This window comes from Streptomyces sp. LE64 (assembly GCF_052606915.1).
On sequence record NZ_CP199708.1, the window covers coordinates 6,466,533 to 6,483,014 of the forward strand.

Sequence of the window (16,482 nt, forward strand, 5' to 3'; positions counted from 1 at the left end):
ATCCTTCGACGAGAACGGCAGGGTCCTGTGAGCGACCAGAAACTGCGTGACTACCTCAACCGGGTGACCATCGACCTCCAGAAGACCCGGCAGCAGCTCAAGCAGGCCGAGGCGGACGCGCACGAGCCCATCGCGATCGTGGCGATGAGCTGCCGCCTGCCCGGCGGCGTCCGCACCCCCGAGGACCTGTGGGACCTGCTCCTCGCCGGCCGCGACACGGTCACCCCGGTCCCCGACGACCGGGGCTGGCAAGCCGCCTGGCCGGCGGACGGCCAGGTCCCCGCACAGGGCGCCTTCCTCGACGGGGCGGGGGACTTCGACCCCGAGTTCTTCGGCATCTCGCCCCGCGAGGCGGTGGCCATGGACCCCCAGCAGCGGCTGCTGCTGACGGCCGCCTGGGAGGCCGTCGAGCAGGCCGGCATCGATCCGCTCACCCTGCGCGGCAGCCGGACCGGGGTGTTCGCCGCGGCCATCGACCAGGGCTACGCGACCCTGGGGCCCACCGCGCCGGAAGCCGTGCAGGGCTTCCTGATGACCGGGAACTCGATGAGCGTGATGTCCGGGCGGGTGTCCTACGCGCTCGGTCTCGAAGGCCCCGCCGTCACGGTCGACACCGCCTGCTCGGCGTCGTTGGTGGCCCTGCACCTCGCGGTGCGGGCGCTGCGCGCCGGCGACTGCTCGCTGGCGCTCGCCGGCGGTGTCACCGTCATGGCGCTGCCGGCCGTGTTCGTGGAGTTCAGCCGGCAGGGCGCGATGTCCGGCGACGGCCGTTGCAAGCCCTTCGCTGCGGCCGCGAACGGCACCGGCTGGGGCGAGGGCGTGGGCATGCTGCTGCTGGAGCGGCTCTCCGACGCCCGGCGCAACGGCCGTGAGGTACTCGCCGTCCTCCGCGGCTCGGCGATCAACCAGGACGGTGCCAGCAACGGCCTCACCGCCCCCAACGGCCCCTCCCAACAGCGCGTCATCCGCGCGGCGCTCGCCGACGCGGGCCTGACCCACCGGGACGTGGACGCCGTCGAGGCGCACGGCACCGGCACCACCCTCGGCGATCCCATCGAGGCCGAGGCGTTGTTGGCGACCTACGGTCAGGACCGTTCGGTGGAGCGGCCGTTGTGGTTGGGGTCGTTGAAGTCGAACATCGGCCACACCCAGGCCGCGGCGGGGGTGGCCGGAGTGATCAAGACGGTGCTGGCCCTGCGGCACGGGGTCCTGCCCCGCACCCTCCACGTGGACCGGCCCACCCCGCACGCCGACTGGTCGGCGGGGGCCGTCGAACTGCTCACCGAAGCCCGCGACTGGCCCGCCACCGGCAGACCGCGCCGGGCCGGGGTGTCCGCGTTCGGCATGAGCGGCACCAACGCCCACGTCGTCCTGGAACAGGCGCCGGAACCCGACCCGGAGACCGACCCGACGGACGGTCCCGGCCACGCGCCCGTCTCCGTGCTGCCCTGGGTCCTGGCCGGCCGCACCGCGTCCGCACTCCGGGACCAGGCGGTCCGACTGGACGCCCACCTCGCCGCCCGCGCCTGCCTGCGCCCGGTCGACGTGGGCCACTCGCTGGCGACCACCCGGTCCGCCTTCGAACACCGGGCGGTGGTCATCGGCGACGGGAAACCCGCGCTGTCGGCCGGGCTCGCCGCCCTGGCCGCGGGCACCGCGGACGCCCCCACCGGCGACGCCCTCGTCGTGTCCGGCGCCGGCCGCGTCGTCGAGGGGCGCACGGTGCTGGTCTTCCCCGGTCAGGGCTCGCAGTGGGCCGGCATGGCCCGGGACCTGCTCGCCACCAGCCCCGTCTTCCGGGACCGGCTCACCGCCTGCGGCACCGCCCTGTCCGCACACGTCGACTGGTCGCTCCTCGCGGTCCTGGAGGAGGCGCCCGACGCGCCCTCGCTGGAACGGGTGGACGTGGTGCAACCGGTGCTCTGGGCGGTGATGGTGTCCTTGGCCGCGCTCTGGGAGTCCTGGGGCGTCCGGCCGGACGCCGTGGTCGGCCACAGCCAGGGCGAGATCGCCGCCGCCGTGGTGGCGGGGGCGCTGACCCTGGAGGACGGGGCCGCGGTCGTCGCCCTGCGCAGCCGCGCCATCCGGGCGCTGACCGGCCCCGGCGGCATGGCCGCGGTCTCCCTGCCGCAGGACCGGGCCCGTGCCGAGATCCGCCCGTGGGGGGACCGGCTGTCGATCGCCGCCGTCAACGGGCCGGCCGCCGTGGTGGTCTCCGGGGAGGCGACGGCGCTCGCGGAACTGCTCGCCCACTGCACGGCGCACGGCGTGCGGGCCAGGGCCGTGCCCGTGGACTACGCCTCCCACTCGGCGCAGGTCGAGCGCATCGAGACGGAGGTGCTGACCGCCTTGGCGGGCGTGCGTCCGGTCACGAGCCGGGTGCCGCTGTTCTCCACGGTCACCGGCGACTGGCTGGACACCGCACTCATGGACGCCGACTACTGGTACCGCAACCTCCGACGGACCGTCCGCTTCGACACGGCCGTCCGCGCCCTGGCCGCACAGGGCCACGAGGTGTTCCTCGAAGTGTCACCGCACCCCGTGCTGACCATGGCCGTCCAGGACACCGTCGAGGACCTCGCCGCCGGAGGACCGGCGGTGGTCGTCGGCACCCTGCGCCGGGACGACGGCGGGATGCGCCGGGCACTGGCCTCGGCCGCCGAACTCTGGGTGTCGGGCGCGGCCGTCGACTGGGCCGCGGTGTTCGCCGGCACCGGGGCCCGCACGGCCGGCCTGCCCGGATACCCCTTCCAGACGCAGCGCTACTGGCTGGAACCCGAGGCGCCCGGTCCCACGGGACCGGCCGACGACGATCCGACCGGCACCGCCTTCTGGCACCTGGTCGAGCACGAGGCCCCCGCCGAGGTCGCCGCCCACCTCTCCGTCGACGAGGACACCCTCGACCGGGTGCTGCCCGCCCTGCGCGAGTGGCGGCAGCAGCAGAAGGACGGAGCCGTCCTCGACTCCTGGCGCTACCGCATCGACTGGCAGCCGCTCCCCGACCCGGTGACCGCCCCCACCACCGCCGGGACCTGGCTGGTGGTGCTGCCCGCCGGCCACGGGTCCGAGGAACGGACCCCCGGCCCGGTCCTGGCCCTCACCGAGACCGGAGCCTCGGTCATCACGGTCGAACTCGCCGCGGACGACGTCCGCCGCGAGCGACTCGCGGACACGCTCACCGCAGCCCTCGACGGCCGCACCCCGACCGGAGTGCTGTCGCTGTTGGCACTGGACGCCCGTCCGCACCCCGACCACCCCCAACTGCCCACGGGCACCGCGCTGACCGTCGCCCTCGTCCAGGCGCTCGGAGACCTCGCGCACACGGCCCCCCTCTGGTGCGTCACCGACGGGGCCCTGTCGACCGGCGACGACGACCCGATCAGGGAACCCGCCCAGGCCATGGTCTGGGGCACCGGACTGGTGGCGGCGCTGGAGGCGTCCGGGCGCTGGGGCGGACTCATCGACCTGCCGGTCGACCTCGACGCCCGCGCCAGGACCCGGCTCGCCGCGGTACTGACGGCCACCCCGGGCGAAGCCGGCACCGGCGGCGAGGACCAACTCGCGCTGCGCCCCGGCGGTCTCCTCGCCCGCCGACTGCGCCACGCCCCCAGGACCGGCGGGACGCGGAGGTGGAAGCCCCGCGGAACCGTACTGCTCACCGGCGGCACCGGAGCCGTCGGCCCGCACATCGCCCGTTGGCTGGCCCGCAGCGGCGCCACCCACCTCGTCCTCCCGGGCCGCCGCGGCCCCCAGGCACCCGGCGCGGAGGAACTCGCCGCGGAACTCGACGAACTCGGCGTGCGCCTGTCGCTGCCGGTGTGCGACCTCGCCGACCGGGACTCCGTCGAGGCACTCCTCACCGGTCTGGAAGCGGCCGGCACCCCGGTCACCGCGGTCTTCCACGCCGCCGCCTTCATCGCGCTCGCCCCCCTGGACCGCACCCCCCTGTCCGCCTTCGAGCAGATCGTCGCCGCCAAGGCCACCGGAGCCGGGCACCTCGACGCCCTGCTCGACCGGGAGTTGGACGCCTTCGTCCTGTTCTCCTCCATCGCAGGCGTCTGGGGCAGCGGCGACCACGCCGCCTACGCCGCGGCCAACGCCTACCTGGACGCCCTGGCCCAGCACCGCCGGGCCCGTGGCCTGACCGCAACCACCATCGACTGGGGCGTCTGGCAGGCGGAGAACCCCTGGCAGGACCGCATCGCCGGCGAGGACGCCGACCTGTTCAAACTGGAGCAACACGGCCTGCCCCGCATCTCCCCCGACCTCGCCGTGAGCGCCCTGCAACAGGCACTGGACGACGACGAGACCCTGCTCGCCGTCGCCGACGTCGACTGGGAGCAGTTCGCGGCCGTGTTCACCTCCGGCCGCCCCAGCCCGCTGCTGACGGGAGTCCCCGAGGCCCGCCGCGCGCTGGAACGGCCGGCGGACGACGGCGCGGCCCAGGCGCCCGCAGCCCAGGCGCTACGTGAACGGCTGACCGCACTGGGCCCGGCCGAACAGCAGCGCCTGCTGCTCGACCTGGTCCGCACCCATGCGGCGGCCGTGCTCGGTCACGGCGCGGCGGACGACATCCGGCCGGGCAAGGCGTTCCAGGACATGGGCTTCGCCTCGCTCACCGCCGTGGAACTGCGCAACCGTCTGAACGCCGCCACCGGCCTCCGCCTGCCGTCCACCCTGGTCTTCGACCATCCGTCGCCCACCGCGCTCGCCGCGGAGATCCGCGCCGAACTGGTGGGCCGCCAAGGGCCCACCACGGCGGAACCGGCCGTCCGGGCCGCCGTCGCACCCGAGGACGACCGCATCGCGATCGTCTCCATGGCCTGCCGCTTCCCCGGCGGGATCGGCACCCCCGAGGACCTGTGGCGGCTGCTCGCCGAGGGCGGCGACGCCGTCTCGGAGTTCCCCGCCGACCGCGGTTGGGACCTCGAAGCCCTCTACGACCCGGACCCCGACCACCCCGGCACCTCGACCACCCGCCACGGCGGCTTCCTGCACGACGTCGCCGAGTTCGACGCGGAGTTCTTCGGGATCTCGCCGCGGGAGGCGGTGGCGATGGACCCCCAGCAGCGGCTGCTGCTGGAGACCAGCTGGGAAGCGATCGAACGCGCCGCCATCGACCCGGTGGCCCTGCGCGGCAGCCGCACCGGGGTGTTCACCGGAGTCAACTACGCGGACTACGCCGCGGTGGTCGCGCAGGCCGGCGAGGGCGACGGGCACCTGCTCACCGGGAGCGCACCCAGCGTGGTCTCCGGCCGGGTGGCGTACACCCTGGGCCTCGAAGGCCCCGCGGTGACCGTGGACACGGCCTGCTCGTCCTCGCTGGTCGCGATGCACCTCGCCGGCCAGTCCCTGCGCGCCGGTGACTGCTCGCTGGCACTGGTCGGAGGCGTCGCGGTGATGGCGACCCCCGGCGCCATCGTCACCTTCTCCCGCCAACGAGGACTCGCCGAGGACGGACGCTGCAAGGCGTTCTCGGACGACGCCGACGGAATGGGCATGGGCGAAGGGGCGGGCGTCGTCCTGCTGGAGCGGCTCTCCGACGCACGGCGCAACGGGCACCCGGTGCTGGCGGTGGTGCGGGGCTCGGCGGTCAACCAGGACGGTGCGAGCAACGGCCTCTCCGCACCCAACGGCCCCTCCCAGCAGCGGGTGATCCGGGAGGCGCTGATCGCCGCCGGGGTGACGGCGTCCGAGGTGGACGTGGTGGAGGCGCACGGCACCGGCACCACCCTCGGCGATCCCATCGAAGCGCAGGCCCTGCTCGCCACCTACGGCCGGGAACGGCCTGCCGACCGACCGCTGTTGGTCGGTTCCCTCAAGTCCAACCTCGGTCACGCCCAGGCCGCTTCGGGTGTGGCGGGCGTGATCAAGACCGTGCTGGCGATGCGGCACGGACAGGTGCCCGGCACCCTCCACGTCGACGAGCCGTCCCGCCACGTCGACTGGACGCGCGGATCGGTGGCCCTGGCGACCGGGCTGCGGCCCTGGCCGGACACCGGCCGCCCGTTCCGGGCGGGCGTGTCCTCCTTCGGCCTGAGCGGCACCAACGTCCACACCGTCCTGGAGCAGGCGGCCCCCGGGGACGACGCCCCGGAGCCCGCACGGGAGCACGGTGCGCCGGTGGTGCCCTGGCTGCTCTCGGCCCGTAGCCCCCGGGCCCTGCGGGACCAGGTCGACCGCCTCGACCGCCATCTGGACGGCAGGCCCGAGCTGGATCCGCGCGACGTCGGCTTCTCGCTGAGCGCGCGCACGGCCTTCGAGTACCGGAAGGCCCTGGTCGGGGACGGGGAGCAACTGCGTTCCCTGCTGCACGGGTTGGCCGGCGAGCAGACGGAAGGGCTCCCCGGGGTGGGCCGCGCGGTCGACGGTCGTACGGTGTTGGTGTTTCCGGGTCAGGGTTCGCAGTGGGTGGGGATGGCTGCGGGGTTGTTGGGTGAGTCGGGGGTGTTTGCGGGGCGGTTGGGTGAGTGTGAGCGGGCGTTGGCGCCTTATGTGGGGTGGTCGTTGTCGGAGGTGTTGCGTTCGTCGGGTTCGTTGGTGGGGGTGGATGTGGTGCAGCCGGTGTTGTGGGGGGTGATGGTGGCGTTGGCGGAGGTGTGGCGGTCGTGTGGTGTGGTGGTGGATGGGGTGGTGGGTCATTCGCAGGGTGAGGTGGCGGCGGCGTGTGTGGCGGGTGGGTTGTCGTTGGAGGATGGTGCGCGGGTGGTGGCGTTGCGGAGTCGGTTGGTGGGGGGGTTGTCGGGTCGTGGGGGGATGGTGTCGGTGGCGTTGGGTGTGGGGGAGGTGGGGGAGCGGATTGCTGGTTGGGGTGGTGGGTTGTCGGTGGCGGCGGTGAATGGTCCGTTGTCGACGGTGGTGGCGGGTGATGTGGTGGCGGTTGAGGAGTTGGTGGAGGAGTTGGTGGGTGAGGGGGTGCGGGTGCGTCGGATTGAGGTGGATTATGCGTCGCATTCGGTGCATGTGGAGGAGGTTCGTGAGCGGTTGTTGGTTGAGTTGGATGGGATTGTGCCGCGTTCTGGTTCGGTGCCGTTCTTTTCGACGGTGACGGGTGGGTGGTTGGACACGGCGTCGTTGGATGCGGGGTATTGGTATCGGAATCTGCGGGAGACGGTGCGGTTCGAGGAGGCGACCCGGGCTCTGTTGGGGGAGGGTTTCCGGTTCTTCGTGGAGCCGAGTCCGCATCCGGTGTTGGCGGTGGCGGTGGGGGAGTCGGTCGAGGCGGCGGGGGTGGACGCGGCGGTGCTGGGGACGCTGCGTCGTGGTGAGGGCGGCATGGAACGGCTGCTGCACTCCCTCGGCCGGGCATGGGAGAGCGGGCTCACCGTGGACTGGTCGGGGATGTTCCCCGGAGGCCGGCGGGTCGAACTGCCCACCTACGCCTTCCAACACCGGCGCTACTGGCCCACGCCCGTGCACACGGGCACGGCCGATGTGGGATCGGCCGGACTGGACTCCACCGACCACCCGGTGCTCGGCGCGGCCATCGAGGTGGCGGAGACGGGCGAACTCCTGCTCACCGGCCGCCTGTCGCCGCGCACCCACCCCTGGCTCCTCGACCACGCCGTGGCCGACACGGTGCTGCTCCCCGGCGCGGCCTTCGCGGAACTGGCCGTGCGCGCCGCGGACGAGGCGGGGTGCCCGTCGGTGGAGGAACTGACGCTTCAGACACCGCTGTTGATTCCCGCGGACGGCGCGGTCCGTCTGCAAGTGCGGGTCAGCGCCGCCGACGAGTCGGGCCGGCGCTCCCTGGACCTGTTCTCCTGCCGCGAGGACGCGGCGGCACCGCTCTGGACCGCCCACGCCACCGGTGTGCTCGGTGCCGCCCCCGCGAAGGAACCGTCACCGACCGTCCTGCCGATCGACGCCGGTTCCTGGCCCCCGCCCGGTGCCGTCCCGGTCCCCGTCGACGACCTCTACGAACGGTTCCGAGCCGCCGGCTACGGCTACGGCCCCGCCTTCCGAGGGCTGGCCGCCGCCTGGCGTCGGGGCGACGACCTCTTCACCGAGGTGCGTCTGCCACAGGAACAGCACCGGTTCGCCACCGCCTTCGGCCTGCACCCCGCCCTCCTGGACGCCGCTCTCCAAGGACTCTTCCTCGCCGGGGGATCGGAAACAGACCCGCAACGGGGCCGGGCCTCCGCCGGACTGCCGTTCTCCTGGAGCGGTGTGCGGCTCCACGCCTCCGGGGCCACCGCGCTCCGGGTCCGGCTCGGGTTCGGACCGGACGGGTCGGTGTCGATCGACGCCACCGACCCCGGCGGCCTCCCGGTCGCTTCGGTCGAGGCGCTCTCCGTTCGTCCCGTCGACCTCGACGCCCTGCGCGCGGGCAACGGCCCGGAATCCCTCTACCGGCTGGAGTGGTCCCCGGCACCGGCCCGGGTGCCGGCCGAACCCCTAGGAGACTGGGCGGTCATCGGAGTCGGGGAAGCGTTCCCCGACGCCCACCCGGACCTCGCCGCGCTCCGCGCCGCGGTGGACCTTGGCACGCCCCGGCCCGCCACGGTGCTGCTGCACTGCGACCACGCCGCACGGCTCCCCTCTCCCCCCGATGCCGCATCCGTGCACGCGGCGCTGGACGACGCCCTTCGACTGGTCCAGGACTGGCTGGCGGACCCCCGCTGGGACGAGGACACCCGTCTCGTCCTCCTCACCCGCGGCGCGGTCGCCACGGAGGTCGGCGAAGACGTCACCGACCTCACGGCAGCAGCGGTCCGCGGCCTCTTCCGCTCCGCCCAGTCCGAGCACCCCGGTCGCTTCGTGCTGCTCGACACGGACGATCCGGCCGCCGTGGTCGACCTGCTGCCACAGGTGCTGGCCGGAGCGGAACCCCAAGCGGCGATACGACGGGGACGGCTCCTCGCCGCCCGGCTCGCCAGGACGAGCGTCCCTGCGGAGGTGCCACCGGCCCCGATCCTCCCGGACGGCACGGCCACGGGGACCGTCCTGGTCACCGGGGCCGGCGGGACGATCGGCGGCCTGGTGTCGCGGCACCTGGTGACCGCGCACGGGGTGCGGAACCTGCTGCTGGTCGGCAGGCGCGGCGCGGAGGCCCCCGGCATCCTGGACCTGGCCGCCGAACTGCGCGGACTCGGCGCCCGGGTGACCGTCGAGGCGTGCGACGTCGCGGACCGGAAAGCCCTCGCGGCCCTGCTCTCCGACGTCCCCGCCGACCGTCCGCTCAGCGCGGTGGTCCACGCGGCAGGCGTCCTGGACGACGGCGTGGTCGAGTCGCTCACGCCCGAACGGATGCACCGGGTGCTCCGGCCCAAGGTCGACGCGGCGCTGAACCTCCACGCCCTCACCCTCGGACTGCCGCTGTCGGCCTTCGTCCTGTTCTCCTCCGCCTCCGCCACGGTCGGCAACGCCGGGCAGGGCAACTACGCGGCGGCCAACGCCTTCCTCGACGCGCTCGCCCAGCAACGCCGCGCCCGGCACCTGCCCGCGCAGTCCCTCGCCTGGGGGCTGTGGGCGCAACGCAGTACCATGACCGGCGCCCTGGCCGAGACGGACCTCCGGCGGATGGCCAGGGGCGGCACCGCCGCGATCGGTACCGACGAGGGCCTGGCGCTCTTCGACGCGGCACTGTCCCTGGACGAACCGCTGTTGGTCCCGGTCAGGATCGACCTCGGCCGGCTGCGGGCGGCGGCCCGGTCCGCCTCCGTCCCGGCCCTGCTCTCCGGGCTGGTCCCCGCTGGCGCCCGTCGCCCCGCCTCGGGAGCGGACGCCGCCGAGGTGGGCTCGCTCCGTCGCCGGCTGGCCGGACTCGCGCCGGAGGAACGCGTGCCCGCCGTGCTCGAACTGGTACGGAGCCGGGTCGCGGACGTCCTCGGCCACGGCGGCGCGGGAACCGTCGAACCGGACCGGGCCTTCAAGGACCTCGGCTTCGACTCGCTCACCTCGGTCGAACTCCGCAACAGGCTGAGCGCGGCCTGCGGCCAGCGGCTGCCCGCGACCCTGGTGTTCGACCACCCCACCCCGGTCGCCGTCGCCACCTACCTGACCGGGCGGCTCGTCCCCCGGGAAGCAGACGGTGCGGGAGGCGGCACCGGTACCGCGGACCGGGGGGACCGCGAGATCAGCTCGCTGCTCGCCACCATCCCGCCGTCCGCACTGCGCCGGGCCGGGCTGCTCGACGCGCTGTTGCGGCTCGCCGACGGCGCGGAGGCGTCGGGCCCCGCCGAGGACATCGCGAGCATGGACGTCGGTGACCTCGTCCGGATGGCGCTGGGCGGCGAACGTGACTGACCGACCGGGACCGAGGGAGAGGCTGAACGGCATGTCCATGGACACGGACCAGGTGGTCGAGGCGCTGCGCGCCTCGCTGCTGGACAACCAGCGGTTGCGGCAGGAGAACCGGCGGCTCCTGGACGGCGCGGCCGAGCCGGTCGCGATCGTGGCCATGAGCTGCCGCTACCCCGGCGGCGTGCGCACCCCGGAGGACCTGTGGGAACTCCTGGTCAAGGAGCGCGACGCGGTCTCGACGTTCCCCACCGACCGCGGTTGGGACGTCGAGGGACGGTTCGACGAGGACCCCGACGCCCCGGGCACCCTCTACGTCCGCGAGGGCGGCTTCCTCCACGACGCGCCCGACTTCGACCCGGGGTTCTTCGGGATCTCGCCGCGGGAGGCGTTGGCGATGGACCCCCAGCAGCGGCTGCTGCTGGAGGCGTCCTGGGAGGTGGTCGAGCGGGCCGGCATCGACCCGCTGACCCTGCGCGGCAGCCGCACCGGCGTCTACACCGGAGTGATCAACAGCGACTACGGGTCCCGGCTGGGCCGGGTGCCAGACGAGTTGGAGGGCTTCCTGGGAACGGGCACCATCCCCAGCGTGGCCTCCGGCCGTGTCGCCTACACCCTGGGCCTGGAGGGCCCGGCGGTGACCCTGGACACCGCCTGCTCGTCCTCCCTGGTCGCCATCCACACCGCCTGTCAGGGCCTGCTCTCCGGCGACGCCACACTGGCCCTGGCCGGCGGAGTGACCGTCCTGTCCACCCCCGGTCTCTACATCGGATTCAGTCGCCAGCGCGGCCTGGCACCGGACGGACGCAGCAAGTCCTTCTCGTCCTCCGCCGACGGGGCCGGATTCGGCGAGGGACTCGGTCTGCTCCTGCTGGAACGGCTCTCGGACGCACAGCGCAACGGCCACCCCGTCCTGGCCGTCATCCGCGGTTCGGCCGTCAACCAGGACGGTGCCAGCAACGGGCTCACCGCACCCAACGGGCCGGCCCAGCAGCGCGTCATCAACAAGGCGCTCGACCGTGCCGGACTCGCTCCGGGCGAGGTGGACATGGTGGAGGCGCACGGCACCGGCACCACCCTCGGAGACCCGATCGAGGCCCAGGCGCTCCTGGCGACCTACGGCCAGGGCAGGCCGGGCGGAAGGCCGCTGCGGCTGGGGTCGCTGAAGTCCAACCTGTCCCACACCCAGGCCGCGGCGGGCGTGGGCGGTGTGATCAAGTCGGTGCTGGCGATGCGGCACGGGCTGATGCCGAAGACCCTGCACGTCGATCGGCCCTCGCCCCAGGTCGATTGGACCGAGGGCGCCGTTTCCCTGCTCACCGAGGCCGTGCCGTGGCCGGAGACCGGTCGGCCGCGTCGGGTGGGTGTGTCGTCGTTCGGGGTGAGCGGGACCAATGCCCATGTGGTTCTGGAGTCGGCGCCGGTGGTGGCTTCGGGCGAGCCGGTCGCTTCGACCGGGGTCGTTCCGCGGTCGGTGGTGTGGCCGTTGTCGGCTCGGGATGGTGCGGGGTTGCGGGGTCAGGCGGCTGCGTTGGTGGCGCGGGTGGCGGCGGAGCCGGCGTTGGACGTGGTGGACGTCGGTTACTCGTTGGCGGTGGGGCGTTCGCGTTTCGGGGAGCGTGCGGTGGTGGTGGGTGCCGATCGGGATGAACTGGTGCACGGGCTGCGGGTGTTGGCGGAGGGGGGTGTGGTGCCTCAGTTGGTGCGGGGTGGTGGTGTGGTGTCGGGTCGTACGGTGTTGGTGTTTCCGGGTCAGGGTTCGCAGTGGGTGGGGATGGCTGCGGGGTTGTTGGGTGAGTCGGGGGTGTTTGCGGGGCGGTTGGGTGAGTGTGAGCGGGCGTTGGCGCCTTATGTGGGGTGGTCGTTGTCGGAGGTGTTGCGTTCGTCGGGTTCGTTGGTGGGGGTGGATGTGGTGCAGCCGGTGTTGTGGGGGGTGATGGTGGCGTTGGCGGAGGTGTGGCGGTCGTGTGGTGTGGTGGTGGATGGGGTGGTGGGTCATTCGCAGGGTGAGGTGGCGGCGGCGTGTGTGGCGGGTGGGTTGTCGTTGGAGGATGGTGCGCGGGTGGTGGCGTTGCGGAGTCGGTTGGTGGGGGGGTTGTCGGGTCGTGGGGGGATGGTGTCGGTGGCGTTGGGTGTGGGGGAGGTGGGGGAGCGGATTGCTGGTTGGGGTGGTGGGTTGTCGGTGGCGGCGGTGAATGGTCCGTTGTCGACGGTGGTGGCGGGTGATGTGGTGGCGGTTGAGGAGTTGGTGGAGGAGTTGGTGGGTGAGGGGGTGCGGGTGCGTCGGATTGAGGTGGATTATGCGTCGCATTCGGTGCATGTGGAGGAGGTTCGTGAGCGGTTGTTGGTTGAGTTGGATGGGATTGTGCCGCGTTCTGGTTCGGTGCCGTTCTTTTCGACGGTGACGGGTGGGTGGTTGGACACGGCGTCGTTGGATGCGGGGTATTGGTATCGGAATCTGCGGGAGACGGTGCGGTTCGAGGAGGCGACCCGGGCTCTGTTGGGGGAGGGTTTCCGGTTCTTCGTGGAACCGAGCCCCCACCCTTCGCTGGCCTACGGGATCGAGGAGACCGCCGCCGACGCGAACGTTCCCGAGGCGCAGGCCCTCGGCACCCTCCGGCGCGGCGAAGGAGGACTCCGCCGACTACAGCTCTCCCTCGCCGCAGCACACGTCCGGGGTCTGCCGGTCGACTGGGAGCGACTCTTCGCCGGGACCGGTGCCCGACGGGTGGACCTGCCCACCTACGCCTTCCAACGGAGCCGCTACTGGCTCGACGCCCTCCCTGCCGACCGGGACCCGGTGTCCACCGGACAGGAGGCGGCCGACCACCCGTTGCTCGGCGCGGCGGTCGACCTGCCGGACGGCGCGGGCACCCTCTTCACCGGTCGCCTGTCGCTGGCGACCCACCCCTGGCTCGCCGACCACGCGGTGGCCGGCACGGTCATCCTGCCCGGCGTGGCCTTCGTGGAACTGGCCGCGCACGTGGGCCGTCGCTTCGGCTGCGGCCTGGTGGAGGAACTGACCCTGGCCACCCCGCTGCCGCTGTCCGACGGCGCCCCCGTGCACCTACGGATCCTGGTGGGTGCCGAGGACGGCTCCGGGCAACGGCCGGTGGAGTTCCACTCCCGGCCCGAGGACGGCACCGACCCCGAGCGGCCCTGGACCCGGCACGCGACGGGCACGCTCCGGGCGCAGGAGCCACCGGCCGACGCGACACCGACCGGTGCGTGGCCCCCGCCGGGCGCGGTTCCCCTGGACGTGGAGGAGCTCCACGAACTGTTCGCGTCCCGGGGCCTGGACTACGGACCGGCGTTCCGGGGCCTGAGCGCCGTGTGGCGCAGCGGCGACGGGACCGTCCACGCCGAGGTGGCACGACCGCCGGGCGTGCCCGGTTCCGGGCGCGACGGCTTCGCGGTGCACCCGGTCCTGCTGGACGCGGCCCTTCAGACCACCGGTGTGCGCGGGGACTTCGGGACGGGGGAGCGCGGCAACGCCGTCCCCTTGCCGTTCTCCTGGCAGCGGGCCGCGATCGAGCCGTCCGATGCGCCCGTGCTCCGCGTGCGGCTGAGCTCCGACGGACCCGACGCCGTGACGGTGCGGATCACCGAACCCACGGGCCGTACCGTGGCGTCGGTCGAGTCGCTCACCCTGCGGGCGGCGTCCACCGCCTCCTTGCGGCCGCCCTCGGACTCCGTCTTCCACGTCGGATGGACCCCGCTCCCCGCATCCACCGAGCCGCGTCCCCCGGTCCGCTGGGGTCTGCTCGGCCCGCGGGACGAGCGGCTGCTGCCGGCCGCGTTCCCCGTCGTCGAACCCGCCGCGGCGCCCGATGCCGTGCTCCTGCTCTGCCCGCCGTCCACCGGGACCCGCGACGACGGGCCGGCAGGGGTGCACGCGGTCGCCGCCTCGGTGCTCGCCCGCGTGCAGGGGTGGCTGGCCGACGAGACGGCGGCCCGCACCCCGCTGGTGGTGCTCACCCGGGGGGCGACGGGCCCGGACACCGGGGAGCAGCAGCCGGTGGACCTCGGCGCGGCGACCGTCTGGGGCATGCTCAGGGCCGCGCAGCTCGAACACCCCGAACGCTTCGTCCTGCTGGACCTCGACGATCCGGACGGCGTCGAGGACGCACTCGCCCGACTCCTCGCCGCCGGCGAACCACAAGCGGCCCTCCGCGCGGGCCTGTTGTACGCGCCGCGGCTACGGCGTCCCTCCGTCCCCCCGGCGGCGACCCGACCGGTCGGGTCGTTCGGTCCGGCCGAGGGGACCGTGCTCCTGAGCGGGGGCGGTGCGCTCGCCGCGGTCCTGGCGCGCCACCTGGCCGCCGAGCACGGGGTGCGTCATCTGCGCATGCTGAGCCGCCGGGGCGCCGACGCTCCCGGTGTGGCGGAGCTGACGGCGGAGCTGGCCGCGTCCGGAGCCGAGTTGACGGCCCTGCGCTGTGACGTGTCGGACCGTCAGGAGCTGGTCGCAGCCCTGGCGGACATTCCGGCGCGACATCCGCTCCGCGCCGTGGTGCACACCGCCGGTGCGCTCGACGACGGCCTGCTCCAGGGGATGACCCGGGAGCGGATGGCGACGGTCCTGCGGCCCAAGCTCGACGCCGTCTGGCACCTGGACCTGCTGACGCGCGGCACGGACCTCTCCGCGTTCGTGGTCTTCTCCTCGGCCGCAGGGGTCCTGGGCAGCCCCGGCCAGGCGTCCTACTCCGCCGCCAACGCGGCCCTCGACGCGCTCGTCGCGGAACGCCGGCGGCTCGGGCTGCCGGGTACGTCCCTGGCCTGGGGCCTCTGGGCGCGGCAGAGCGGGATGACCTCGGAACTCGACGACGCGGAACTGCGGCGGATCGACCGGCGCGGGGCACGCGGCCTCTCCGACGCGGAGGCCATGGCCCTGTTGGACACCGTGCTGGCCGCGGACGGGGCCGCATCCGGCGTCCCCGCCGTCCTCGCCCACCTCGACCTGACGGCCCGCCGCGAGGGCCCGGTGCACCCGCTGCTGCGCTCGCTGGTGCGGAGCCGTCCGACGAGCAGCGGGAGCACGACGGCGACGGCCGCCGCATCGCTGCGGCACCGGCTCGACGCCGCCGACGAGGAGGAACGCCCGTCCATCCTGCGGGAACTCGTCCTCGCCCAGGCCGCCGAGGTCCTCGGGCACCCCGACCCCGAAGCGCTCTCCGGGACGGTGCCGTTCCTCTCCCTCGGCTTCGACTCGTTGACCGCGATCGAGCTGCGGAACCGGCTGACCGCCGCCACCGGCCTGCGGCTGCGGCCCTCGGTGGTGTTCGACAGCGGAACGCCGGCCGGGCTCGCCGCGCACCTGGTCGCCGCGGCACGGACCGAAACCGCTGCCCGGACCGTGGCCACGACGGAACCCGCCGCCCCCCTCGACAGCGTCGACGTCGACCCGGTGAGCCTGCTGTTCCGCCGGGCGTGCGAACTCGGCCGGACCGACGAGGGCATCGCCCTGCTCAAGCACGCCTCCGCCCTGCGTCCCGCGTTCCCCAGCGGGGACGAGCTCGCCGCGGCCGGGACGGGACCGCGACTGCTGCACCTGAACGAGCGCGACGGAGCCCCGGTGATCGTCTGCTTCGGTTCCGTGGTCGCGCTCGGCGGCGCCCACCAGTACGCCCGCTTCGCGTCGGCCTTCCGGGACCACTACGCCGTCAGCGCCCTGGACGCGCCCGGTTTCACCCCCGAGGAGGAACTGCCCGCCGATATGACGGCGCTGCTGGAGTTCCAGGCGGCGACGCTGTTGGGGGAGTTGTCCGGGCGAACCCTGGTGCTGGTGGGTTCCTCCTCGGGCGGCACCCTCGCCCACGGGGTGGCCGCCGAGTTGGAGCGGCGCGGCCGGGGCCCGGCGGCCGTGGTGCTGCTGGACACCTACCTGTCGGACGACGAGGGCATCACCCAGTTCAACGACGTGCTGTTGGGCGGGATGTTCGCCCGCGAGGAGCGGGCGGCCCCGATGGACGGGACCAGGCTGACCGCGATGGGCGGCTACTTCCGTCTGCTCGACACCTGGCAGCCGCCGTCGGTCCGCGCCCCGGTGCTGCTGGTGCGGGCGACCGAGCCCCTGGGCCGACCCTCCTCCGGAGCCGGCGACTGGCGTTCCTCCTGGGCGACCGCCGACGCCGTCGTCGACGTCCCCGGGGACCACTTCTCGATCATGGAGGAACACGTCGCGACCACCGGCAAGGCCGTCGCCGACTGGCTCGACGACACCCTCCGCACCACCTGAAG

The 16,482-nt window shown here is 73.8% G+C and carries 2 protein-coding genes; both read left to right on the forward strand.

Annotated features, from left to right (window positions below; genetic code table 11):
• Complete coding sequence (locus ACSMX9_RS28515) at window positions 1–10,248, forward strand: type I polyketide synthase (protein ID WP_445403121.1); 10,248 nt, start codon at window positions 1–3, stop codon at window positions 10,246–10,248.
• Window positions 10,249–10,279: 31 nt separating this feature from the next.
• Window positions 10,280–16,480, forward strand: coding sequence for a type I polyketide synthase (locus ACSMX9_RS28520; protein ID WP_445398330.1), 6,201 nt, complete (start codon window positions 10,280–10,282; stop codon window positions 16,478–16,480).
• The last annotated feature ends 2 nt before the right edge of the window (window positions 16,481–16,482 follow it).

Bases quoted from the DNA above. Each gene is read 5' to 3' on its own strand.
- ACSMX9_RS28520 (WP_445398330.1), top strand. From the start codon at position 10,280: ATGTCCATGGACACGGACCAGGTGGTCGAGGCGCTGCGCGCCTCGCTG.